Source organism: Pseudomonas sp. MWU13-3659 (assembly GCF_023757525.1).
Lineage (GTDB): Bacteria > Pseudomonadota > Gammaproteobacteria > Pseudomonadales > Pseudomonadaceae > Aquipseudomonas > Aquipseudomonas entomophila_E.
In genome coordinates, this window is record NZ_JAMSHW010000004.1 from 74,118 (window position 1) to 98,372 (window position 24,255).

The 24,255-nt window shown below is 64.2% G+C and carries 19 protein-coding genes and 1 pseudogene; 9 read left to right on the forward strand and 11 right to left on the reverse strand.

Translation table 11 applies throughout. The annotated features are described in order from the left end of the window. Positions 1-114 precede the first annotated feature (114 nt). Positions 115-861, forward strand: coding sequence for an SDR family oxidoreductase (locus tag NGM28_RS07300; protein ID WP_240063101.1), 747 nt, complete (start codon positions 115-117; stop codon positions 859-861). Positions 862-867: 6 nt separating this feature from the next. Here the strand turns inward: NGM28_RS07300 and NGM28_RS07305 are convergent, their stop codons facing one another. From NGM28_RS07305 to ccoG, 3 genes are read right to left on the reverse strand one after another with little or no spacing between them, the layout of a single operon-like run. Then, positions 868-2,910, reverse strand: coding sequence for an ATP-binding protein (locus NGM28_RS07305; RefSeq protein ID WP_252089442.1), 2,043 nt, complete (start codon positions 2,908-2,910; stop codon positions 868-870). A 54-nt stretch (positions 2,911-2,964) separates the two neighbouring features. Next, positions 2,965-4,374, reverse strand: a complete 1,410-nt coding sequence (mapR, locus tag NGM28_RS07310; RefSeq protein WP_240063099.1) for a GntR family transcriptional regulator MpaR — start codon at positions 4,372-4,374, stop codon at positions 2,965-2,967. A gap of 49 nt (positions 4,375-4,423) precedes the next feature. After that, the gene (gene ccoG, locus NGM28_RS07315; protein WP_240063098.1) at positions 4,424-5,833 is read right to left on the reverse strand and encodes a cytochrome c oxidase accessory protein CcoG; all 1,410 of its coding nucleotides are present in this window, start codon (positions 5,831-5,833) and stop codon (positions 4,424-4,426) included. Between the two features lie 339 nt (positions 5,834-6,172). On the opposite strand from ccoG, the gene NGM28_RS07320 reads away from it, so the two are divergent. Further along, on the forward strand, positions 6,173-6,703 hold the full coding sequence (locus NGM28_RS07320; protein ID WP_252089443.1) for an MgtC/SapB family protein: 531 nt from the start codon (positions 6,173-6,175) through the stop codon (positions 6,701-6,703). 535 nt (positions 6,704-7,238) lie between these two features. Here the strand turns inward: NGM28_RS07320 and NGM28_RS07325 are convergent. Together NGM28_RS07325 and NGM28_RS07330 are read right to left on the reverse strand one after the other, a co-directional pair. Next, positions 7,239-8,138, reverse strand: a complete 900-nt coding sequence (locus tag NGM28_RS07325) for a hydroxymethylglutaryl-CoA lyase (protein ID WP_252089444.1) — start codon at positions 8,136-8,138, stop codon at positions 7,239-7,241. A gap of 20 nt (positions 8,139-8,158) precedes the next feature. Next, on the reverse strand, positions 8,159-8,560 hold the full coding sequence (locus NGM28_RS07330) for a MerR family transcriptional regulator (RefSeq protein ID WP_240063095.1): 402 nt from the start codon (positions 8,558-8,560) through the stop codon (positions 8,159-8,161). Positions 8,561-8,776: 216 nt separating this feature from the next. Between NGM28_RS07330 and NGM28_RS07335 the strand changes: the two genes are divergently transcribed. Continuing rightward, positions 8,777-9,469: an alpha/beta hydrolase gene (locus tag NGM28_RS07335; RefSeq protein ID WP_252089445.1), complete on the forward strand. Its 693-nt coding sequence runs from the start codon at positions 8,777-8,779 to the stop codon at positions 9,467-9,469. Here NGM28_RS07335 and NGM28_RS07340 read toward each other — a convergent pair. Then, positions 9,466-9,744, reverse strand: coding sequence for a hypothetical protein (locus NGM28_RS07340; protein ID WP_011534142.1), 279 nt, complete (start codon positions 9,742-9,744; stop codon positions 9,466-9,468). The two genes, NGM28_RS07335 and NGM28_RS07340, sit on opposite strands and share 4 nt — an antisense overlap. A 224-nt stretch (positions 9,745-9,968) precedes the next feature. Here NGM28_RS07340 and NGM28_RS07345 point away from each other — a divergent pair, with 224 nt between their 5' ends. Continuing rightward, complete coding sequence (locus tag NGM28_RS07345) at positions 9,969-10,772, forward strand: substrate-binding periplasmic protein (RefSeq protein WP_240063093.1); 804 nt, start codon at positions 9,969-9,971, stop codon at positions 10,770-10,772. Between the two features lie 224 nt (positions 10,773-10,996). Here NGM28_RS07345 and NGM28_RS07350 read toward each other — a convergent pair whose 3' ends face one another. Next, complete coding sequence (locus NGM28_RS07350; protein WP_252089446.1) at positions 10,997-12,490, reverse strand: aldehyde dehydrogenase family protein; 1,494 nt, start codon at positions 12,488-12,490, stop codon at positions 10,997-10,999. 467 nt (positions 12,491-12,957) lie between these two features. On the opposite strand from NGM28_RS07350, the gene peaA reads away from it, so the two are divergent. The 5 genes from peaA to NGM28_RS07375 all read left to right on the forward strand — a co-directional run bounded on the left by peaA (position 12,958) and on the right by NGM28_RS07375 (position 19,274). Further along, positions 12,958-14,523, forward strand: a complete 1,566-nt coding sequence (gene peaA, locus NGM28_RS07355) for a quinohemoprotein amine dehydrogenase subunit alpha (RefSeq protein WP_252089447.1) — start codon at positions 12,958-12,960, stop codon at positions 14,521-14,523. A 36-nt stretch (positions 14,524-14,559) separates the two neighbouring features. Then, positions 14,560-15,990 carry a quinohemoprotein amine dehydrogenase maturation protein gene (peaB, locus tag NGM28_RS07360; RefSeq protein WP_252089448.1) on the forward strand — a complete coding sequence of 477 codons (1,431 nt, stop codon included), beginning with the start codon at positions 14,560-14,562 and terminating at the stop codon, positions 15,988-15,990. Between the two features lies 1 nt (position 15,991). Continuing rightward, a complete protein-coding gene (gene qhpC, locus NGM28_RS07365; RefSeq protein ID WP_248920259.1) occupies positions 15,992-16,315 on the forward strand; it encodes a quinohemoprotein amine dehydrogenase subunit gamma in 324 nt (107 codons plus the stop codon). Between the two features lie 19 nt (positions 16,316-16,334). After that, entirely contained in the window at positions 16,335-17,456 is a 1,122-nt protein-coding gene (gene peaD / locus NGM28_RS07370) for a quinohemoprotein amine dehydrogenase subunit beta (RefSeq protein ID WP_252089449.1), read from the forward strand. Between the two features lie 147 nt (positions 17,457-17,603). Beyond that, positions 17,604-19,274, forward strand: coding sequence for a fatty acid CoA ligase family protein (locus tag NGM28_RS07375; protein WP_252089450.1), 1,671 nt, complete (start codon positions 17,604-17,606; stop codon positions 19,272-19,274). 121 nt (positions 19,275-19,395) lie between these two features. Here NGM28_RS07375 and mobA read toward each other — a convergent pair whose 3' ends face one another. The 4 genes and pseudogenes from mobA to NGM28_RS07395 all read right to left on the reverse strand — a co-directional run bounded on the left by mobA (position 19,396) and on the right by NGM28_RS07395 (position 24,255). Beyond that, positions 19,396-19,971: a molybdenum cofactor guanylyltransferase MobA gene (mobA, locus tag NGM28_RS07380; protein WP_240063174.1), complete on the reverse strand. Its 576-nt coding sequence runs from the start codon at positions 19,969-19,971 to the stop codon at positions 19,396-19,398. A gap of 21 nt (positions 19,972-19,992) precedes the next feature. After that, positions 19,993-20,715 (reverse strand): annotated as a pseudogene (locus tag NGM28_RS07385) (Fic/DOC family protein); the annotation flags it as partial. Next, complete coding sequence (locus tag NGM28_RS07390) at positions 20,712-20,981, reverse strand: hypothetical protein (protein ID WP_240063086.1); 270 nt, start codon at positions 20,979-20,981, stop codon at positions 20,712-20,714. The pseudogene NGM28_RS07385 and the gene NGM28_RS07390, both read right to left, overlap by 4 nt. Before the next feature lie 151 nt (positions 20,982-21,132). After that, positions 21,133-24,255, reverse strand: coding sequence for a multidrug efflux RND transporter permease subunit (locus NGM28_RS07395; RefSeq protein ID WP_252089452.1), 3,123 nt, complete (start codon positions 24,253-24,255; stop codon positions 21,133-21,135).

Here is a 24,255-nt window from a genome sequence, read left to right on the forward strand (position 1 = left end):
GGTGGTGAGGCGGTTCGCCAGCAAGCTGGCTCCTACAGGGGGCGGCATGGCATTGATCAGGCTGGGGTGTTTCCCCTAATCTTGTAAGTCTTTTCCGGGCAATTTGGCAGATCCATGGACAAGGTCATCGTCATCACCGGCGCCAGCCGGGGCATCGGCGCCGCCACCGCGTTGCTGGCGGCGCAACAGGGTTATCGCATCTGCATCAATTACCACGCCAACGACGAGGCCGCCGAAACGGTGCTGGCCCAGGTTCGCGAGCTGGGTGCCACGGCCATCGCCGTGCGCGCTGATGCCAGCGTCGAGGACGAGGTGGTGCAGTTGTTCCAGCGTGTCGACCATGAGCTGGGGCCGGTCACCGCGTTGGTCAACAATGCTGGCACCATCGGCCAGCAGAGCCGGGTGGAAGAGATGTCGGAGTTCCGCCTGCTCAAGGTCATGAAGACCAACGTGGTCGGCCCGATGCTTTGCGCCAAGCACGCCCTGCTGCGCATGGCGCGGCGCCATGGCGGGCAGGGTGGGGCGATCGTCAACGTTTCGTCCATGGCCGCGCGCCTGGGCTCGCCCAACGAGTATGTCGACTACGCCGCCTCCAAGGGGGCACTGGATACCTTCACCATTGGTTTGGCCAAGGAAGTGGCGAGCGAGGGCGTGCGCGTCAATGGCGTACGGCCGGGCTATATCCATACCGGCTTCCACGCCTTGAGCGGTGACCCCGAGCGCGTCGCCAAGCTCGAGCCAGGCCTGCCCATGGGACGCGGTGGGCGCCCCGAGGAAGTGGCCGAGGCGATCCTTTGGCTGCTGTCGGACAAGGCGTCCTACTCGACAGGCACCTTCATCGACCTGAGTGGCGGGCGCTGACGCCGGTTACCCGGTGGTCAGCAACTGCGCGACCAGGTCGGCGATGGCGGGCAGCTCGAACGGTTTGCGCAGCACGGCGGTGCGCGCCGGTAACTGGCCGTCGCTGAGCGCGGCGCTCTCGTCATAGCCGGTGATGAACAGCACCGGCAGGCCAGGGTGCCGGGCTCTGCAGGCCTCGGCGACCTGGCGCCCGTTGAGGCCGCCCGGCAGGCCGATATCGCTGATCAGCAGGTCCGGCACGAAGCCGTGTTCCAATAGCGCCAGTGCGGCCGGGCCGTGTTCAACGCCTTCCACGTCGTGCCCGAATTCATCGAGTACCTCGCCAATGATCAGGCGTAGCGCGGCCTGGTCCTCGACCAGCAGGATCCGCGCCCGGCCAGGGTGCGCCAGCCTTTCTGCCATCGAGTGGACTTCCGGTGCCTTGGGCATTTCATGGTGGCGAGGCAGGTAGAGATCGATCCGAGTGCCCACTCCCGGCGTCGACTGGATCTGCAACTGGCCACCCGACTGGCGCACGAAACCGAAGGCCATCGACAACCCGAGCCCCGTGCCCTGGCCGAGCGGCTTGGTGGTGAAGAACGGGTCGATGGCCCGCTCGACTACCTCTGCTGGCATCCCGCGACCGTTGTCTTCGACGCTCAGTTGCAGGTACTCGCCCGCCGTGAGGTCCAATGCAGTGGCGCGTTCTGTGTCGAGCGACAGGTTTTCACAACGGATCTCGATTCGCCCTCCGTCGGGCAAGGCGTCGCGGGCGTTGATGCACAGGTTGAGCAGGGCACTTTCCAGCTGCGGTGGGTCGATGAACGTCGCCCACAGGTCAGGGGCGCAACTGACCTGGACGGCGATGGCCGGGCCCACGCTGCGGCGGATCAGTTCCTCGATGTCGAGGATCAGCGCGCTGACCGAGGTGGCCTGTGGCAACAGGGTCTGGCGGCGAGAGAACGCCAGCAACCGATGCACCAGGGCTGCGGCCCGTCGCGCAGAATCGCCAGCCGTGTCGAGCAAGGCTGGAATATCGTCCAGGCGTGCCTGTTCCAAGCGTTGGCGAATCAGCTCCTGGGCGCCCAGGATGCCCCCGAGCAGGTTGTTGAAGTCGTGGGCAATACCACCGGTAAGCTGGCCGACAGCCTCCATCTTCTGCGCCTGGCGCAATGCATCCTCGGCCTCCAGCAGACGTTGCTGCTCGCTGACTTGGCGACTGATGTCGTAGACGAACAGGTAGGCACCCACAATCGCGCCGTTGGCATCGCGCAGTGGGTTGAAGCGCAGCTCGAAATGCCGCTGTCGTTCTGCCCTGCCGAACTGGATCACTTCGTTGAAGCTTTCTCCGGACAGTGCCCGCCGCCAGAGCGCCACCGAGCGTTCGCACTCCTCGGGAAAACCGGCCAGGCGTTCGACCAGGCTGTCACCTGCCTTGATACTGCGACCGAACAGGAACTCGAAGTCCTTTACCGCCCGCGCATTGACTGCCAGGAAGCGCAGCGAAGTGTCCAGCACCTGCACACGCGCCACGCTTCGTTCAACCAGTTCGGCGAACAGGCTGCGCTCAGCCAGCGCTGCGACGACCCGTTGCTCGAGGTGGTCGTTGAGTTGTTGCAGGGCAGTTTCGGCGCGACGTCGCTCGGTGACATCCTTGAACAGCACGGCGACCTGGTTTTTTTCGGCGGGCTCGATGCGGAAGGTGGTGACCGACAGTACCCGCCCGGTGGCTACCAGTTCCTGTTCGAACTGCAACGGTTGGCCGGTACGTAGCACCTCACCGTACCGAGCCACCCAGTCGTCGGCCTCGTCGGGCACCATTTCCCGCAATTTTTGCCCGACCACGTTGGGAATGCCGGCATGGCGGGCGTAGGCGGCGTTGGCAATGACATGGATGTAGTCGCTGAGCGGGCCATGGGGGCCATCGAAGAACTCGATGACACAGAACCCTTCGTCCATGGTGTCGAACAAGAAACGGTACAGGCTGTTGTCGATACCTTGCAGCTGCGCCAGCTGAGCCTCAAGCTCGGCATTGCGCTGGCGCAGCTCTTGGAGTTCACGTTCGGGCATGCGAGTGTCCGCAGGAGGGCGAGGCCCCACTGTAGCCTGACCGCCCGTCGGCGGCTAGAACGAACGCACGATCCGCCCGAGGGTTTCCATGGCCTGCTCGGGGCCATCGCCCCAGGGGCTGCCGTAGTTCAGGCGGATGCAGTTACCGAAGCGTCGGGTCGGCGAGAAGATCGGCCCCGGCGCGATGCTGATGCCCTGGGCCAGGGCCATGTGGAACAGCTTCAACGCATCCATTTGCTCGGGCAGTTCGAGCCACAGGAAGTAGCCGCCGGAAGGTTGGCTGACACGGGTCTGCGCCGGGAAGTGGCGGGCAATGGCGGCGAGCATGTTGGCCTGCTGGCCTTCCAGCGCATAACGCAGCTTGCGCAGGTGGCGGTCATAGCCGCCGTGTTGCAGGTAGTCGGCGATGGCTGCCTGGGCCGGCATCGAGGCGCAGAGCGAGGTCATCAGCTTGAGCCGTTCGATCTTCTGCGCGAAGCGGCCGGCGGCGACCCAGCCGATGCGATAGCCCGGGGCCAGGCTCTTGGCGAACGAGCCGCAGTGCATCACCAGCCCTTCGGTATCGAAGGCCTTGGCCGGCTTCGGTGCCTGCTGCGAGTAGTACAGCTCGGCGTAGACGTCGTCTTCGATCAGCGGCACCTGATGGCGGCGCAGCAGCTCGACCAGCTGCTGCTTCTTCGCCTCCGGCATGCTGGCGCCCACCGGGTTCTGGAAATTGGTCATGCACCACACGGCCTTGACCGGGTGCTTGTCCAGGGTTTTGGCGAGCACGCCAAGGTCCATGCCTTCGCGCGGATGCACCGGGATTTCCACGGCCTTGAGCTTGAGGCGCTCGAGCACCTGCAGGCAGGCATAGAAGGCCGGCGCCTCGATGGCCACCAGGTCGCCGGGCTGGGTTACCGCCTGCAGGCACAGGTTCAGCGCTTCCAGCGCACCGTTGGTGATCAGCAGCTCTTCCATCGGCAGCATCAGCCCGCCGACCATGTAGCGCAGGGCGATCTGCCGGCGCAGTTGCGGGTTGCCCGGCGACAGGTCGGTGACCACCATGCGCGGGTCCATCGCCCGGCTGGCGCTGGCCAGCGAGCGCGACAGGCGTTGCAGGGGGAACAGCGTGGGGCTGGGGAAGGCCGAGCCGAACGGCACGGTGTGCGGGTCCTTGATCGAGTCGAGGATGGAGAACACCAGGCCGCTGACATCCACGTCGGTGGATTCGCTGGCCGGCGCCTGCGCCTGGGGCTCGTTGAACGGGCGTGGGGCGTGGGCATTGACGAAGTAGCCCGAGCGTGGCCGGGCGCGGATCAGGCCACGGCGCTCCAGCAGGTAATAGGCCTGGAACACCGTGGACGGGCTGACGCCGTGGGTCTGGCTGGCATAACGTACCGAGGGCACGCGCTGGCCGGGGCCGAGCACCCCGGAGCGGATCAGTTCGGCAATGTCGTCGGCGAATCGTTCGTAGCGTTTCATTGTAATGATCTGTCGCAACCTGCAGGCAAGGTGAGGGCAGTGTAAGGGATCAGCGGTTCATCGGTGCCACGAAGCGGCTCGTCGCGACGCTGCGTATTCCGGGCTGGTCGCTGTCCTGGATTTCGAAGGCCAGCTCCTGGGAACTGCTGGCCGGGCGGTCGGCGAGCATCGCCACCGACACTGGCAGTTCGCTCATCTCGCCGGGCGCGATAGTGAACTCGGTGCGTCCGTGCAGCTCGAAGCCGTCGGCATCCACCAGGCGCAGGCGATAGTGCTGGGTTTCCGGGGTCTTGTTGATGATCTTGAGCAGGTAGATGTTCTCGATCTGGCCCAGGGCGTTTTCACGGAACAGGCCTCGGTCCTTGATCACATCCATCGACACCATCGGGCGCATCTGCAGGGCCACCACCAGCGCGCCGATCATCACCACCAGGGCGGTGGCGTAGCCCAGCAGGCGAGGGCGCAGCCAGTGGGTCTTGCCGCCCTGCAGGTTGTGTTCGGACTTGTAGCCGACCAGGCCCCGGGCATAGCCCATCTTGTCCATCACCCCGTCACAGGCGTCGATACAGGCGGCGCAGCCGATACAGGCCATCTGCAGGCCGTCGCGGATGTCGATGCCAGTAGGGCAGACCTGCACGCACAAGGTGCAGTCGATGCAATCGCCCAGGCCCTGGCTGCGCGGGTCGCTGCCTTTCTTGCGCGGGCCGCGGGATTCGCCACGGCTGGGGTCGTAGGCCACTGCCAGGGTGTCCTTGTCGAACATCACGCTCTGGAAGCGGGCATAGGGGCACATGTGCATGCACACCGCCTCGCGCATCCAGCCGGCATTGATGTAAGTGGCGCCAGTGAAGAACAGCACCCAGAACAGCGCCACGCCACTGAGCTCGAAGGTGAACAGTTCCTGCGCCAGCGGGCGGATCGGGGTGAAGTAGCCGACGAAGGTCAGCCCAGTCGCCACGCCGATCGCCAGCCACAACCCATGCTTGAGGGTTCGTCGGGCCAGCTTGTTCACCCCCCAGGGGGCGGCGGCCAGTTTGATGCGCTGGTTACGATCGCCTTCGGCGACTTTTTCGCACCACATGAACAGCCAGGTCCAGGTGCTCTGTGGGCAGCTATAGCCACACCAGACACGGCCGGCGAATACGGTGATGGCGAACAGGCCGAATGCGCAGATGATCAGCAGCGCCGAGAGCAGGATGAAATCCTGGGGCCAGAACGTTGCGCCGAAGATATGGAACTTGCTTTCGGCCAGGTCCCAGAGCACGGCCTGACGGCCATTCCACTGCAACCACGCCGTGCCGAAGAACAGGGCGAACAACAGGCCCGCGAAGGCGACCCGCAGGGTGCGGTAGAAGCCGGTGAAGCTACGGGTGTGAATGCTGCCGTCCGCTTGGCTTTTGCTCTTGTTGGCGGCGGCGGGGGCAATCTCGATGACTCGGAAGGGAATTCTATCGCTCATGGTTCATCGCTCATCAGGCCTCGATCAGGCCTGGGCACTATGGCGCCCGATCTGTTTGCAGCACAGACTCAGGTATGTCGATAAAAACCATATCAGATGCGCGTCGCCCAGCGTCAACCCCTCGAATTACGCAACCTTGAGGGTTTACCAGCAGGTACCTGCGGCTATCTACCGCACCTGCGCCGGTCACTGGGGTCTACTGCAGCATGAACGCTCCTTGTAGGAGCCGGCCTTGCCGGCGAACACCGGCATGGCCGGTGCCAGACCCCGCGTTGCCTGCTTCGCCGGCAAGCCGGCTCCTACAGGGGCTGGGTAAGCCAAAGAGCCGGAGGTGTGGCCATGCAGACCTGGGAGGCCATCTGGACGACGGTGCAAGCCGAGTTCGCTGATATCACCGATGAGCGCGAAGTGACCCAAGTGCTCCTGCGCCTGCTGATGGCCGCATTGCTGGGCGCGGTACTGGGTTTCGAGCGTGAGAGCAAGGGCAAGGCGGCCGGGGTGCGCACGCACATGCTGGTCTGCATGGGCGCGGCACTGTTCGTGCTTGCCCCTGGCATGGCCGGCGCGGACGAACAGGCACTGAGCCGGATCATCCAGGGCATTGTCGCCGGCATTGGCTTCCTGGGGGCCGGTACCATTCTCAAGGGGCATGGCCAGGACACCAGCCATGTGAAAGGCCTGACCACCGCGGCCGGGCTCTGGATGACCGCCGCCATCGGCACAGCCGCAGGCATGGGGCGTGAGGCCACGGCATTGATCAGCACGGTATTGGCACTGCTGGTGCTGTGCAGCATGCCGGTGCTGGTGGAGAAGGTGGAGGGTGGGAGCGAGGAGAGGAAAAACGAAGACGAGGAGGGCAGGAAGCACTGAGGGGAGCCGAAGCTCCCCTCAAAGCGTTGTTGCCTGCTCTTTTATTATTATTGGAGACGGGCCTGTTGTTGTTTTTGTCAGCCGTTGCCTCGGTACCGCAGGGCCCCTACCCGGGGCCAAGAGCAAACGTATTTTTTTGAGCGCTGACCTGCGTTCATCCAACGTGATCCAACCGTGACTGCCGCTACCTTGCAGGTAGTTTTATTGTTCTGTGTCCGGTCGCGGGGCGAGCCCCTGAAAAGCACGTCGACTCCAAAAAAATCTGCTTGCTACGCCTCTGCCGTGTTGTTCTTGTTATGTCAGAGTCGTTCTCTATTGTTCTTATTGGGTGTCGCGTTTTTTGTTCTTGTTATGCCAGAGATAAAGCAGATGGCGTGCCAACTTTTTAAAATCCCTTAAAATCAAAGGCTTGATAAAAATCCCAAGAAATCATCAGGGTAAAATTCTGTCGAATTGTTTCCCTGTTACCCGATTTTTTCCTGCGTGCCCCGTGGGCGGTAACACTCCACCCACATTTGCGTGACATTCGTATGACTCAGCGCGCCCCACGCGCCCGCGCCACCCGTGATCCCGTGGCACGCCCGAGCACTTCACTGATTCGCAACCCTGCGCCGATCAGGCGGTCGAGGTCGATGCCGGTGTCGATACCCAATCCTTGCATCAGGTACACCACATCTTCGGTCGCCACGTTACCGGTAGCGCCCTTGGCGTAGGGGCAGCCACCCAGGCCGGCCACCGAACTGTCGAATACCGCGATCCCTTCGAGCAGGCTGGCATAGACGTTGGCCAGGGCCTGGCCGTAGGTGTCGTGGAAGTGTCCGGCCAGTTGCCCACGGGGGACCAGGGCCGCGACCACCTCGAACAGGCGGCGGGTAGCACCGGCGGTGCCGGTACCGATGGTGTCGCCGAGCGACACCTCGTAGCAGCCCATGTCGTGCAGGGCGCGAGCCACCGGGGCGACCTGCTCCGCCTTGACGGTGCCCTCGTATGGGCAACCCAGCACGCAGGAAACATAGCCGCGCACCCGCACACCGTGATTGCGCGCCGCTTCCATGATCGGCTCGAAGCGTTTGAGGCTGTCGCTGATCGAACAGTTGATATTGCGCTGGGAGAACGCCTCGGAGGCGGCGGCGAACACCGCCACTTCCTTCACGCCAGCCGCCAACGCATCCTCGAAACCGCGCAGGTTGGGCGCCAGCGCCGCATAGGTAACACCTGGACGTTGCTGGATACCGGCGAACACCTCGGCGGAACCGGCCATCTGCGGCACCCACTTGGGTGAAACGAAGCTGCCCACTTCTATATAGCCAAGACCCGCTTCGGTAAGGTCATCCACCAGCCGCACCTTGTCGGCGACGCTGATGGGCTGGGCTTCGTTCTGCAGGCCGTCGCGCGGGCCGACTTCGACCAGGCGGACTTTTTCTGGCAATGACATGGCGGGGTTCCTGTGGCGGATCAACGGTTGGGGTGCTGCTGGTTCAGGGTGGCGGCCAGCGCCTGCTCGCAGCGCTCCTGGGCGGTGTCCAGCTCCAGGTGCATCTGCTGGATGTCGAGCATCTGCTGCTCCAGCTGGGCGCGGCGTTCGGCGATCTTGGCGAGCATGCTGTTGAGCTGCTTGAGGTTGCCGCCGCTGGGGTCGTACAGGCCGATCAGCTCGCGGCACTCGGCCAGCGAGAAGCCGATGCGCTTGCCGCGCAGGATCAGCTTGAGGGTGACTTTGTCGCGGGCCGAATAGATGCGTTCCAGGCCTCGGCGCTCGGGGCTGAGCAGGCCCTGCTCCTCGTAGAAGCGAATGGCGCGGGTGGTGATGTCCAGTTCGCGGGAGAGGTCGGAGATGCTGTAGGTCTGGCTGGTCATGCTGGGGCTCGGCGGGTGGAATGGGGATAACCTAAAGCCAGGTTTACGTATACGTCAAGCTCGAGATCGAATCGCACGAATCCAGCGGCTTTGGTAATGAGCGCGGGCATCGGCCAAGGGCTTTGATCTATCGCCTTTGCACCACTCGCCTATGCTGTTTCGACGGGTGTGATACACCCATTTTCCAGCCATGCCACCTTACGAGGGAATGCCTTCATGAGCAGCAAGCCCACAGTCGTTCTGGTACACGGTTTCTGGGGCGGTGCCGCCCATTGGGGGCGGGTCATCGTCGAGCTGGACCGCAAGGGCCACACAGGCCTGCGGGCCGTGGAAATGCCACTGACGTCGCTGGCCGACGATGTCGAGCGCACCCGCAAGGTGGTGGCGCAGGTCAAGGGGCCGGTGCTGCTGGTGGGGCACTCCTATGGCGGTGCGGTGATCACCCAGGCAGGCAATGCGGACAATGTGAAGGGGCTGGTCTACATCGCCGCGTTCGCACCGGACGCAGGTGAAAGCCCTGGCGCTATCACCCAAGTACACCTGCCAGCCGCAGCACCAAACCTGGAGCCGGACAGCGATGGCTATCTATGGCTCAAGCCTGACAAATTCCACGAAAGCTTCTGCCAGGATCTGCCGAAGGATGAAGGACTGGTCATGGGGGTAACACAGAAGGCGCCACTGGCCAGCACCTTTGGCGACACCATCAGCAACCCGGCGTGGAAGCACAAGCCGTCCTGGTACCAGATCTCCAGCGCCGACCACATGATCCACCCGGACAACCAGCGCAAGATGGCTGATCGATTGAAAGCGAAAAAGATCATCACGCTGGATGCCAGCCATGCCTCCCTGGCGTCAAGGGCGACTGATGTGGCGAACCTGATCGACGAGGCGGTGAAGGCGCTGAGCTAGCGCTTGCATTGGGCGAGCACCACCTGGCAAGTGCCAGGCGTGCCGCCGGAGCGGCCGGCGTAGCGGATGCAACTGTCCATGGACTTCTTGCGGGCCATGGCCAGGGTGTTACCGAAGGCCAGGCCACCTTCACCATTGCTGGGCATGGCCTTGGCATAGCAGTTGGAGCCGGCATTGGCGGTTGCGTAACGGGCTTTGCTGGAGCAGCCCGCGCCGATGGCCAAGCCCAGGGCGAGGGTGCAAAGCAATAGCCAGGAGGCAGGTCTGTCGGTCATGTAGAAACCCTTGCTGGACAGGCCCTGAGCCTGTGTGAAGTTGGCCTGTTCAGCTTAGCCGTTTCGCCTGCGCGGCGCAGCGTGACGATGTACCGCAGCACTGAGGCTCCAGTGGGGAGTGGCTAGTGGCCATTTGTCGTGCAGAATGTGCCATTTGTGCCCTGAGAGGCACTGGACCCCGTCCACTCACTTCCACCGAATGTCCAATGAGCCGAGGGTCGCAAATGAGCGGACGTAATGTGTGCCAGTCCTTGTGCCTGGTCCTGGCGCTGACGGCCATGGGCGTGCAGGCGGCGGATGACTGCCGGCACCTGAAGGCGACGGGCAACCCCGAGTACCCCCCGTATCTCTGGCGAGATCCGCATAATCCCGAACAACTGATCGGTGCCAACGCCGACTTGCTCAAGCACCTGGCAGAAGAACTGGGGCTGGTGGTCGATGTGGTGTATGCCGGCCCCTGGTCACGCGCCCAGGAAGAGGTGCGCACCGGGCGCATCGACATGCTGGCCGGGTACTTTCTGACCCGGGCGCGGCAGCAGGCCATGGATTTCATCAAGCCGGCCTTCCTGAACACCCCCAGTGTGGTCTGGGTGCGCCAGGGCGATGGCTTTAACTATTCGGGGTGGGCGGACCTGAAAGGGCGTAGCGGCGGCACGCTGGTCAACAACAGCTATGGCCAGCAGTTCGATGACTACGCCCGGGCCAACCTCAACCTCGAGGCGGTGCCCAGCGCGGCGCAGGCGTTCCAGAAGCTGCTGCTCAAGCGCAACGACTATGTGATCTACGAGCGATACCCTGGCATGGCGCTGGCCGAGACCCAGGGCATGGAAAAGCGCCTGGAAGTACTGGACCCGCCGGTTTCCAGCGAGGGCCTGTACCTGGCGTTGTCGCGCAATGCGCCCTGTAACCAGCCGGCGTTGCGCAAGCAGATGGCGGAAAAGATGCAGGAGATCGTCGCCAGCCCGTTGCCCGAGCAGTGGCTGGCGCAGAACCTGGCGTTGTGGAAGCAACAGCAGCATCAGGAGTGAGCCTCGGTAGGCGGTTGGCAGAGGGCGCTTTTGATCCAGTTGCCAGGCGAGCATCATGCAGCGGTCTCGAAATCGAGCGCCGCTCGCGCGACGCATCGCGGATGAATCCGCTCCTACACCGGTTGCAACATACCGCCATGGTTGCGCGCCTTCGGTACCCTGTAGGAGCGGATTCATCCGCGATGCGCCGCGCAGCGGCGCTGGATCGCATGGACAACGCGGATTCAGAGCTTGATCAGCACCGACTTCAACTCGGTGTAATGCTCGATCGCTGCCGCCCCCATTTCGCGCCCTACGCCAGACAACTTGTAGCCACCGAACGGCAGCGCCGGATCCAGCGCGCTATGGCAGTTGACCCACACCGAGCCGGACTTGATACGCGGAATCATCCGGTGCACCGCCGCCAGGTCGTTGGACCAGATGCTCGCACCCAGGCCATAGGGGTTGTCATTGGCCATGCGCAGTACCTCGTCGATATCGTCGAACGGCATGGCCACCAGCACCGGGCCGAAGATCTCTTCCTGCACCAGGCGGTGGCGCTGGTCGACATCGACGATCACCGTCGGCTTGACGAAGTAGCCCGGGCCGTAGCCCTCGCCACCACAGGCAATGGTGGCGCCCAGTTCCCGGCCCAGGTCGATGTAGCCGGTAACCCGCTCCTGCTGCCTGGCCGAGATCAGCGGCCCCATCTGCACCGAGGGGTCCAGGCCATTGCCCAGTTTCATGCCGTTGGCAATGCCGGCGATATCGGCGACCACGTTGTCGAAATGCTTGCGGTGCACGTATAGCCGGGACCCCGCGCAGCACACCTGGCCCTGGTTGAAGAAGATCGCCGTGGCGGCGCCGGCGGCGGCCTCCTGCAGGTTGGCGTCGGGCAGGACGATGGTCGGCGACTTGCCGCCCAGTTCGAGGGTGACGCGGGTCATGTTGTCCATGGCCGCCTTGCCGATCAGCTTGCCGACCTCGGTGGAGCCGGTGAAGGTCAGCTTGTCGACACCAGGATGGCGGCTGAGGGCGGCGCCGGCTTCGAGGCCGGTGCCGGTGACCACGTTGAACACACCGGCCGGGTAGCCGGCTTCGTCGATCAGCTCGGCCAGCTTGAGGGCGGTCAGCGGCGTCTCGTCGGCGGGCTTGAGGACCAGGGTGCAACCGGTGGCCAGGGCCGGGCCGAGCTTCCAGCAGGCCAGCAGCAGGGGGAAGTTCCAGGCGACGATGGCACCGACCACGCCCACGGCTTCGCGGCGGATGAAACCGTGGAATTCGTCGTTGGGCATCAGCGGCAGCGACGGCTCGACGGTGCTGCCCTCGAGCTTGGTCGCCCAGCCGGCCATGTAGCGCAGGAAATCGATGGCCAGCTGCACGTCCATCACCTGGGCCACGGCAGCGCTCTTGCCGTTGTTCAGGCATTCGAGTTCGGCCAGTTCCTGGGCGTCGCGCTGCATCAGGTCGGCGAGGCGCCACAGCAGGTTCTGCCGCTCCCGCGGGCGCAGGCGGCTCCAGGGCGAGGCATCGAAGGCCTGGCGGGCGGCCTGCACCGCCCGGTCCACATCCTCGGCGGCGGCGGCGGGCACCTCGCCAAGCACCTCGCCGGTGGCCGGGTTGCGGAAGGTCATGGTGCGTCCGCTGGCGGCGTCCTGCCAGTCGGCGCCGATGCGCATCTGCAATTTGCGCGCGAGGAAGGCGCGGGTGGCGGGGAGGATGGGCAGTTCGGAGTGCATGGGGCGGTGCCTCTTGTCATTGGGTGTGCACAGCCATCGGCAATGGCCGTGCCAACCCCCGGCGATTCACCCAACACTTTGATAGTTAGACATTTTCAGGGCTGGGGTGGCGTTCGTGAGACAAGCAGCCTGTTGCACATTGAGACGCGGTTGAGACAGCGATGGAACAGTTGACCGTGGCGTCTATTTCACCGGCAAGATCGGCTCTCGCTACTCTGTGGGAGCCGGCTTTGCCGGCGATGGCCTGCACCGCAGGCCCGGTGTCTCAAGGTGAAACACTCAGTCGCGAAATGGAACGTTCATCGGCGCCCCATGGCGGGTAGAAATGTTCCTTGAATCTATCCAAATGCTTGATCCGAAACATCTTTGTCCCTATTGGCACACTTCCTGTATCGCCACTGTCACATGCACACCGCAGTACCCAAGCGTGCGAAAAACGATAAGAACAACACCGTGGAGGTCTGACCTTGAAGACGACTCGACTCCGGCGGCGGGCGGGCACACTGGCGCTGGTCGCCACCGCACTGCTGTCCGCCCAGGCCATGGCGGCCGAGCAGGGCCCGAGCCTGTTGCAGAACAAGTGCATGGGGTGCCATATCCCCGAGGGCAACGACAGCTACAGCCGCATCAGCCACCAGCGCAAGACCCCGGAAGGCTGGCTGATGAGCATCGCCCGCATGCAGGTGATGCACGGCCTGTCGATCAGCGACGACGACCGCCGCACCCTGGTCAAGTACCTGGCCGACAAACAGGGCCTGGCCCCCAGCGAGACCGAGGGTGTGCGCTACGCCATGGAGCGTCGGCTGAACACCGTCGAACACTTCGACGACCAGCTCAGCCAGATGTGCGGGCGCTGCCACTCCGGTGCCCGGGTCGCCTTGCAACGGCGCCCGGCCCAGGAGTGGGAGCACCTGGTCAACTTCCATCTCAGCCAGTGGCCGTCCCTCGAATACCAGGCCCAGGCCCGCGACCGTGACTGGCTGGATATCGCCCTCAAGCAGATGGTGCCGGACCTGGCCAAGCGCTTCCCCCTCGACAACCCGGCCTGGGCCGAATGGCTCAAGGACCGGCCCAAGGCCGAGGCCCTGGCCGGGCAGTGGGCGTTCAGCGGCCATATGCTGGCCAAGGGCGATGTGCGTGGGGTGATGAGCGTCAGCGCCGACCAAGGCGACACCTTCAAGGTCGAGGTCAAGGGCACTTATGCCGACGGCACGCCGTTCAACGGCAGTGGTTCGGCGATCCTCTACAACGGCTATGAGTGGCGCGGCAACGTCAAGGTCGGCGAAGCCAACCTGCGCCAGGTGTTCGCCGCCATCGACGGGCAGATGAAAGGCCGCATGTTCGAGGCCGAGCACGACGAACGCGGCCTGGACTTCAGTGCCGCCAAGGCCGGCCAGGCCCGCTTGCTGGCGGTGCAGCCCGCGTTCATCAAAGCCGGTGGCGACAGCGAGATCACCCTGGTGGGCAGCGACCTGTCGGGCACGCCGGTGCTGGGGGCGGGCGTGGAGGTGACCGAGGTGCTGGAGTCGACCCCGACACTCATCCGGGTCAAGGCGCGCGCCGCACAGGATGCCGCTGTTGGCCTGCGCGAAGTGGCGGTGGGCGCGCTCAAGGGCGTGCAGTTGGCGGTGTACGACAAGGTCGATGAGGTCAAGGTGGTGCCGGCATTCTCCATCGCCCGCATCGGCGAGAACGGCGCCTCGGTGCCCAAGGTCCAGGGCCGCTTCGAGGCCGAGGCCTGGGGCAAGGACGCCAGTGGCCAGCCATTGCGTATTGGCTACCTGCCTGCCACCTGGAAGGTCGAGCCGTTCAATGAACGGGCTGTGGAGGACGAAGACCTCAAGTTCGCCGGGCAGATGCAACCAGATGGCGTGTTCGTGCCAGGCGGCGCGGGGCCGAACCCCGAGCGCAAGATGATGACCAACAACGCCGGCAACCTGAAGGTGATCGCCACGCTCGCCGATGGCGGCCAGCAGGGCGAGGGGCACCTGATTGTCACCGTGCAGCGCTGGAACAATCCGCCGCTGCCATAGGCATCAACCTGACGAATCGATTACCGGGAGGTCGCCATGGGCGCACTACTGAACCTGGTCGAACGCAACCTGCATGAAGTGCAGGTGGATGCCGACCGCATGCTGTTCCATATCCCCAGCAGCTCGCTGTTCGCCGCCGACGCGGTGACCGGCGGCATCATCGACACCCTGCGTCGCCAGGGCTGCTCCGCCGAGGCGCTGATGCAGCAGCTCGGCCAGCAGTTCAGCGGGCAGGACATCGAGGAAACCCTGCGCGAGCTGATCGCCCTCGAGGTGGTCAGCGACGGCTCGCCGCTGACCCCGGAGATCGCGCTCAAGCAGGTCGAGCGCACGGCGTTGAACACCGTGGTGCTCAACGTCAACACCGGTTGCAACCTGAGCTGCACCTACTGCTACAAGGAAGACCTCGATAAGCCTTCGGCCGGGCGCAAGATGAACAGCGCCACCGCCGAGGCCTCGGTGGAGATGCTGCTCAAGGAGTCACCCGATGAAGTGCGCTACAGCGTAGTGTTCTTCGGCGGCGAACCACTCTCCAACCGGGCGCTGATCGAGCACATGGTCGCCTACTGCGAGCGGCGCTTCGCCGAGGCGGGCAAGCAGGTCGAGTTCATCATGACCACCAACGCCACGCTGCTCACCGAGGAGATCGTCGACTGGCTCGACGCCCATCGCTTCGGCTTGTCCGTCAGCATCGACGGGCCGAAGACCGTGCACGACCGCAACCGCATTACCGTGGGCGGGCAGGGCACCTACGACGTGGTGCGGCGCAAGGCCGACATGCTGCTGTCGCGCTACCGCAGCCGGCCGGTGGGCGCGCGAGTGACGCTGACCCGCGGCATCACCGATGTCGAGACCATCTGGCACCACCTGTTCAACGAGCTGGGCTTCGCCGAGGTGGGCTTCGCCCCGGTGACGTCCGGCGACATGGCCGACTTCAACCTCACCGGCGAAGAGCTGGTGCAGGTGTTCGCCAACATGAAGGCCCTGGGGCGGCGTTACCTGGAGGCGGCACTGGAACACCGCAACATCGGTTTCTCCAACCTGCACCAACTGATCACCGACATCCACGAAGGCCACAAGAAGGCGTTGCCGTGCGGCGCGGGCCTGAAGATGCTGGCCGTGGACCACGAAGGCGAGCTGAACCTCTGCCATCGCTTCACCGGCTCCAGCCTGCCAACCTTCGGCAATGTGCACCAGGGCGTGAAACAGGCGCAGCTCAACGACTTCCTCTCGCAACGCCTGGACCGCAGCGGCACCGGCTGCGACAGCTGTCGCATCCGCAACCTGTGTTCCGGCGGCTGCTACCACGAGAGCTACGCCCGCTACGGCGACCCGCAGCACCCGACCTACCACTACTGCGAGCTGATGCGCGACTGGGTCGATTTCGGCATTGAGGTCTACAGCCGCATCATGGCCCATAACCCGGCCTTCATCGATCGCTACATCACTCCCCGGAAGGCGCATTGACATGAAGCACCTCAAACCGCTGAACAACAAGGCGCGCATCCTCGAGCAGGCCGCCGCCGAAGACCGCGTCGACGAAGTGCTGGCCATGAGCGCCGTGGCCGGCTGCACCGCCACCACCGACCCGGGCTGGGAGGTGGATGCCTTCGGTGGCGTCAGCTCGCTGTGCCAGCCGATGGAAGCCGACCTGTACGGCTGCTCCGACCCCTGCTGGTGGCCGGCCCAGGTGCCGGACATGATGAGCACCTACCAGGACTGGAACGCCCAGGCGACCAACTCCCAGGAAGACTGGCGCAACCTGGGCACCGTATTCCCGAAAGACAAATAGAACGACAAGGGGAAACCGCATGAAACCTGGATTTTGCGCGCAGCTTGCGCTCACCGTCGCCGCCACGGCCTGCACCTGGGCGGCCCAGGCCGACGACGCCGGCAAGGCCTTGAAGGCCGGCGATGAATACCTGATCGCCACCAACTACCCGAACAACCTGCACGTGGTCGAGGTGGCCAGCGACACGCTGTACAAGACCTGCCGCATGCCCGATGCGTTCGGCCCAGGCACGGCGATGATGGCGCCGGACAACCGCACCGCCTACGTGCTCAACAACCATTTCGCCGATATCTACGGCATCGACCTGGACACCTGCAAAACCACCTTCCATGCCAACTTGTCCAGCGTGCCGGGCGAGGTGGGCAAGGCGATGTACTCGTTCGCCATCAGCCCCGACGGCAAAGAGGTGTATGCCACAGTCAACCCCAGCCAGCGCCTGAACGACCACTATGTGGTCAAGCCACCGCGCCTGGAGGTGTTCAATACCGCGGATGGGCTGGAGGCCAAGCCCGTACGCACCTTCCCCATGCCGCGCCAGGTCTACCTGATGCGTGCCGCCGATGACGGTAGCCTGTACGTGGCCGGGCCGGACATCTACAAGATGGACGTGAAGACCGGCCAGTACAGCGTGGCACTGCCGTTGCGCACCTGGAACCGCCCCGGCTACAGCGCGCCGGACGTGCTGTACTTCTGGCCGCACCAGAGCGCCCGGCACGAGTTCTCGATGCTCTATACCATTGCCAAGTTCAAGGATGCCAAGCAGGACCCTGCCACCGCCGAGCCGCAGTATGGCTACCTGAGCATCGACCTGAAGACCGGCAAGGCGCACACCCAGGAGTTCGCCGAACTCACCGAGCTGTACTTCACCGGCCTGCGTTCGCCGAAGGACCCGAACCAGATGTACGGGGTGCTCAACCGCCTGGCCCGCTACGACATCCAGCAGAAGAAGCTGGTCAAGGCCGCCAACCTGGACCATACCTACTACTGCGTGACCTTCGACAAGGCCGGCGACAAGTTGTACCTGGGCGGCACGTTCAACGACCTGGCGGTGTTCAACCCGAATACGTTGGAGAAAGTGGGGAACATCAAGCTGCCGGGTGGCGACATGTCGACCACCACGCCGCAGGTGTTCGTCCGTTAGTTCGGTGTCGCGGCCTTCCCTGTAGGAGCGGCTTCAGCCGCGATGCGGTGTCGCGGGTGATCGCGGCTAAAGCCGCTCCTACAGAGGGCGCGTCAAATCAATGGGTTATGTCCGCATCACCCACCACAAGAACAACAAGAGCACCCCATGACCCAGCCAAGCCACACCCAGGGCAACCCGGACAAACCGCTGCTCAATCAGTGCATCGGCGACGCCTTCGACACCACCGTCGCCCGTTTCCCCGACCGCGAGGCGCTGGTGGTCCGCCATCAGCACCTGCGCTTCACCTGGCGGCAATTGGCCGAGGCCGTCGATCGCCATGCGCGCGCCCTGATGGCCTTGGGTATAAAAGCCGGTGAGCGCCTGGGCATCTGGGCGCCGAACGGCGCCGAGTGGTGCATCACCCAGTTCGCCAGCGCCAAGGTCGGCGCGATCCTGGTCAACATCAATCCGGCCTACCGCTCCAGCGAGCTGGAATATGCCCTCAGCCAGTCGGGTTGCAAGTGGCTGATCTGCGCCGACGCGTTCAAAACCTCCGACTACCATGCCATGGTGCTGGAACTGGCACCCACGCTTGTCGACAGCGGCTGCGGGGAACTCGCCTGCGCGCGCCTTCCCGAATTGCGCGGGGTGGTGAGCCTGGCCGCCGAGCCGCCCAAGGGCTTCCTGGCCTGGACCGCGCTTCAGGCCCGGGCCGATGCGGTCACCCCGCAGGCTCTGGCCTCACGCCAGGCCAGCCTGCACCGCCACGAGCCGATCAACATCCAGTACACCTCCGGCACCACCGGCTTCCCCAAGGGCGCGACGCTGAGCCACCACAACATCCTCAACAACGGCTACATGGTCGGCGAGAGCCTGGGCCTCACTGAGCACGACCGCCTTGTAGTACCGGTGCCGTTGTACCACTGTTTCGGCATGGTCATGGCCAACCTCGGCTGCATGACCCATGGCAGCACCCTGATCTACCCCAATGACGCCTTCGACCCGCTGCTCACGTTACAGGCGGTCGCCGAGGAACGCGCCACCGCGCTCTACGGTGTGCCGACGATGTTCATCGCCGAGCTGGACCACCCGCGCCGGGGCGAATTCGACCTGTCCAGCCTGCGCACCGGGATCATGGCCGGCGCCACCTGCCCGATCGAAGTGATGCGCCGGGTGATCGACGAGATGCACATGGGGGAGGTGCAGATCGCCTATGGCATGACCGAGACCAGCCCGGTATCGCTGCAAACGGGCGCCGCAGATGACCTTGAGCGCCGCGTGACCAGCGTCGGCCGCACCCAGCCGCGCCTGGAAACCAAGGTCATCGACAGCGAGGGCGCCACGCTGCCACGCGGTGAGGTTGGTGAACTGTGCACCCGGGGCTACAGCGTGATGATCGGCTACTGGAACAACCCCAAGGCCACGGCCGAAAGCATCGACGGCGACGGATGGATGCACACCGGCGACCTGGCAGTGATGGACGAGCAGGGTTACGTGCGCATCGTCGGGCGCAGCAAGGACATGATCATCCGGGGCGGGGAGAACATCTACCCGCGCGAACTCGAGGAGTTCTTCTTCACCCACCCGGCGGTGGCCGATGTGCAGGTGATCGGCGTGCCCTGCAGCAAGTACGGCGAAGAGATCGTCGCCTGGGTGCGGCTGCACCCCGGGCATGCCGCCAGCGAGGATGAGCTGCGTGAGTGGGCGAGGGCAAGGATCGCGCACTTCAAGGTGCCGCGGCATTTCCGCTTCGTCGACGAGTTCCCGATGACGGTGACGGGGAAAGTGCAGAAGTTCAGGATGCGCGAGATCAGTATCGCCGAGCTTGCGTGTTAAGGCCGACACAGTCCCGTAGGAGCCGGCTTGCCGGCGAAAGGGCCGTTACAGGCAACCGACGTGTCATGGCTTGTTCGCCGGCAAGCCGGCTCCTACGGGTTCGTGTTGGCCATGGTGGTGATCACTGCAAAAGCTCTGGGCTGTTGAAGTTGCTCAGGCGTTGGTCATTTTCCGCGCACTCCAGTGCCTGTACCGGCACCGCCCCCAACAAGGCTTTCTGCAGGCTGCGCTCACCGGCTGCCCACGCTTGCTCCAGCATCGGCAGCACCCGGCGCGGCAGCACACTGAACATCGGCTGCCAGTACCCCCCCTGGCGCACCATGGCCGCGCCGTCTTGCTCGACAGCCAACGTCAACAGATCCTCGATCAACACAGCGTCAATCAGCGGCGCATCGCATGCCAGCATCACCACCCACTCATGCCGCGCCACCTTCAGCCCGGCGATCACCCCGGCCAGTGGCCCGGGGAAGTCTGCCTCGGCATCTGACACCAACTGGTCTGCGTAGGTGGCGTAGCGCTCGTGATTGCGGTTGCAGGAAATCACCACATCGTCGGAGAACTCGCGCACCACATGTTGCACATGGGCCACAAGTGGTTCGCCGTGCCAGGGCACCAGGCCCTTGTCGCGGCCGCCCATGCGCTGGCCACGGCCACCGGCGAGGATGAGGATGGAGCAGGGGGGCAGGGCTGTGGGCATGAGCAGGGATTCCGGGCAGAGTGATCGGTAATGGGTATAGAGTTGTTGGATAGCCGGATCGTCCAGGTTGCCGTAGGCAATGTTTTCCTTGTCCAGCCCATCGAGTCCCTTGATCCCGACAATCATCTCTGGCCATTGATCACGGTGCAGGATGCTGACCGTGAATGGCAGCAGGTAGTTATCAAGATGTCCTTTGGAGGGTGCACGAATTTCGTCGCTCAAGGCCTGCAGATAGTCATCCTTGGTCGTTTTGGACCAATCAATCGCAAAACCGGCGCGGTAGCAAAGCTCCATGAACAGCAGAAGGATTGTGCGTCCGTTCCCATCGAGAAAGGGGTGGGCGTCGGCAAGCATGCCAAGTATTTCGCCGGGGTGCGCCTTGAGGTACTGCACATCGGCGCTCAGGGTCAGCGCATGGCTTACAAGTCGCTGGATTTCGGAGGGTGGGCAGAAAACAGTGTGGTGCGGGTCGCTGGCGGTACCCTTGAAAACTGCGAGCTTCGGCGTCAATTCGGCGCGATCTTTACCTGCCCAGGGATAGAATTCACTGAACAGTAGCGCGTGGACCTGGAGCAGCGTTCCATAGGTGATGGGTTCACTGTGTTCAAGCAATTGAAGTGCATCCTCGAGGCTGGACTCGAAGGAAAGATGCTCCAGTTTCTTGATCTCGTCAGGGGCTTTGAGTTTGAACCTGTTGCGCAGATACCCTGCTGTTGCGTAATCGTTGAACGGGTCGAAAATCATGCGCTGATCTTGCGGGGCTTGGTGTGCTTCGATTGTTCGCGTAAATATTGCAGTTCGAGCTTCAATGCTTCGCTTTTGCTCAAAACCCCAAGTTTCTTCAGGGAAACGATCATGCGTTCGGTGCGATCCAGCTCGATGTCGTCGCCAGAAAGCAGGGTGATGGTTTTGGCAAGGGCGCTGAAACGGTCTGTTTCCCCGTCTATATGGTGCTTGCAGGCCAACGCCTCGACCGTGCTTTCAGCGCTGGCCCGGGCAGCAGTTTTCATCTAGAAGATCTCCATCCACGAAGCAAAAGATTAGCACAGCGGCTAAGGCCATGATGAGCGTACTGCGCTCACTCAGAAGACGCCTGGCATGAAAAAGGGTTCCGGGCAGTTGATGCCGGGAACCCTTTCACTCATCAGAATGTCCGTCCAATCAGGCTTCGCGTGTGGCCACCGCACTGCTTTTGGCCGCTTTGCGCCCGGCAAGGCGCATCACCACCACGAAGAACACCGGCACGAACACCACGGCAAAGGTGGCGCTGAGCATGCCGCCGATCACTCCGGTGCCGATCGCCTGCTGGCTGGCCGAGCTGGCGCCGCTGGCGATGGCCAGGGGCACCACGCCGAGGATGAACGCCAGTGAGGTCATGACGATGGGGCGCAGGCGCAGGCGCGCGGCCTGGATCGCGGCGTCCACCGCGTCGTGCCTCTGGTCCACCAGGTCCTTGGCGAACTCGATGATCAGGATCGCGTTCTTCGCCGACAGGCCGATCAGGGTGATCAGGCCGACCTTGAAGAACACGTCGTTGGGCAGGCCGCGCAGGGTCACCGCCAGCACCGCGCCCAGCACACCCAAGGGCACCACCAGCAACACCGCGGTGGGGATCGACCAGCTCTCGTACAGCGCTGCCAGGCACAGGAACACCACCAGCAGCGACAACGCCATCAGCAGTGGCGCCTGGCTGCCGGACAGGCGCTCCTGCAGCGACAGGCCGGTCCATTCCAGGCCCGCGCCGGCCGGCAACTGCGCCACCAGGCGCTCGATTTCGGCCATCGCCTCGCCCGAGCTGTGGCCCGCCGCCGGTTCGCCGGAGATCGACACCGCCGGGTAGCCGTTGTAGCGGGTCAGTTGCACCGGGCCGCTGCGCCAGTGGGCGCTGACGAAAGCGCCCAGCGGGACCATCTTGCCGCTGCTGTTGCGCACATGGATCTTCAACAGGTCCTCGACCTGGCTGCGCTGGTCGCCCTCGGCCTGCACCACCACCCGCTGCATGCGCCCCTGGTTGGGGAAGTCGTTGACGTAGTTGGAGCCCACGGCGGTGTCCAGCACCGCACCGATGTCGGCGAACGACACCCCCAGCGCATTGGCCTGGCGACGGTCGACCTCCAGTTCCACCTGCGGGCTCTCCGCCAGCGAAGCTTCGCGCACGTTGACCAGCACCTTGCTCTTGCGCGCCTGCTCCAGCAGTTGGTCGCGGGCCGCCATCAGCGCCGTATGGCCCATGCCGCCACGGTCTTGCAGGCGGAACTCGAAACCGGTCGACTCGCCCAGGCCATCCACCGGCGGTGGCAGCACCGCATAGGCGATGGCGTCCTTCAACTGGGTGAACGCCATCGTGGCCCGGTCGGCGATGGATTGGGCGCTGTCGTCGCTACCACGCTCGGACCAATCCTTGAGCGTGGTGAAGGCCAGGGCCGCGTTCTGCCCGCTGCCGGAGAAGCTGAAACCGAGGATCAGCGTGGTGTTGGCCACACCCGGCTCCTCTGAGTTGTGCGCTTCGATCTGCTGCGCCACCTCGATGGTGCGCGCCTGGCTGGCGCCTGGCGGCAGCTGGATGTCGGTGATGGTGTAGCCCTGGTCCTCGGTGGGCAGGAAGGCGGTGGGCAGCTGGCTGAAGCCGTAGCCCAGCACCGCGACCAATGCGGCGTAGACCAGCAGGTAGCGACCGCTGCGGGCCAGGGCGTGGGTCACCCAGCGCTGGTAGCCGTTGCTCATGCCTTCGAAGCGGCGGTTGAACCAGCCGAAGAAGCCCTTGCGCTCATGGTGCTCGCCTTTCTCCAGCGGCTTGAGCAGGGTGGCGCACAAGGCTGGCGTGAGGCTCAGGGCGAGGAACGCCGAGAACAGGATCGACACCGCCATCGACACCGAGAACTGCTGGTAGATCACCCCCACCGAGCCTTGCATGAAGGCCATCGGCAGGAACACCGCCACCAGCACCAGGGTGATACCGACGATGGCGCCGCTGATCTGGCCCATGGCCTTGCGCGTGGCTTCCTTCGGCGGCAGGCCTTCCTCGGCCATGATCCGCTCGACGTTCTCCACGACGACGATGGCGTCGTCCACCAGGATGCCGATGGCCAGCACCATGCCGAACAGGGTCAGTACGTTGATCGAGAAGCCCAGCGCGTTCATTACCGCGAAGGTGCCCATCAGCGCCACCGGCACCACCAGGGTCGGGATCAGGGTGTAACGGAAGTTCTGCAGGAACAGGAACATCACCGCGAACACCAGCACCATGGCCTCGACCAGGGTGCTGATCACCTGCTTGATCGACACCTTGACGAACGGCGAGGTGTCGTAAGGGATGTCGTACTTCACGCCGGCCGGGAAGTAGCGCGACAGCTCGTCGAGCTTCTGCTTGACCAGGGCCGCGGTCTCCATGGCGTTGGCGCCGGGCGACAGCTTGACGCTGAAGGCACTGGTGGCCTTGCCATTGAGGCGGGTGCCGTACTGGTATTCCTGGGCGCCGATCTCGACCCGGGCGACATCGCCGACGGTGACCGTCGAGCCGTCGGCGTTGGCACGCAGGACGATGGCGGCAAATTCTTCAGGGGTGCTCAGTTGGCCCTTGACCACCACGTTGGCGGTGATTTCCTGGGTCGGGCGACTGGGCAGGTCGCCGATGCTGCCGGGGGCGACCTGGGCGTTCTGCGCGGCGATGGCCTCGGCCACGTCGTTGGGGGTGAGCTTGAACCCGACCAGTTTCGCCGGGTCGATCCAGATGCGCATGGCGCGTTCCGAACCATACAACTGCGCCTTGCCGACGCCCTTGATACGGCGGATCTCGTTCATCACGTTGCGCGCGAGGATGTCCGACAGGGCGATCTCATCAAGGCTGCCGTCCTCGGAGGTGAGGGTGGCCAGCAGCAGGAAACCGGTGGACACCTTCTCCACCTGCAGGCCCTGTTGCGTCACCGGGCGCGGCAGACGCGACTCGATGACCTTCAGGCGGTTCTGCACATCCACCTGTGCCATGTCCGGGTTGGTCCCGGGCTGGAAGCTGGCGGTGATGGTGGCGCTGCCCAGGCTGCTCTGCGACTCGAAGTAGAGCAGGTTGTCGGCACCGTTGAGCTCTTGCTCGATGATGCTGACTACGCTCTCGTCCATGGTCGCCGCCGAGGCGCCAGGGTACACGGCATAGATTTCCACCTGCGGCGGCGCCACGTCGGGGTACTGGGCCACCGGCAATTGCGGGATGGCCAGGGCGCCGACCAGGAGGATGAACAGGGCGACCACCCAGGCGAACACCGGGCGGTCGATGAAGAACTGCGGCAT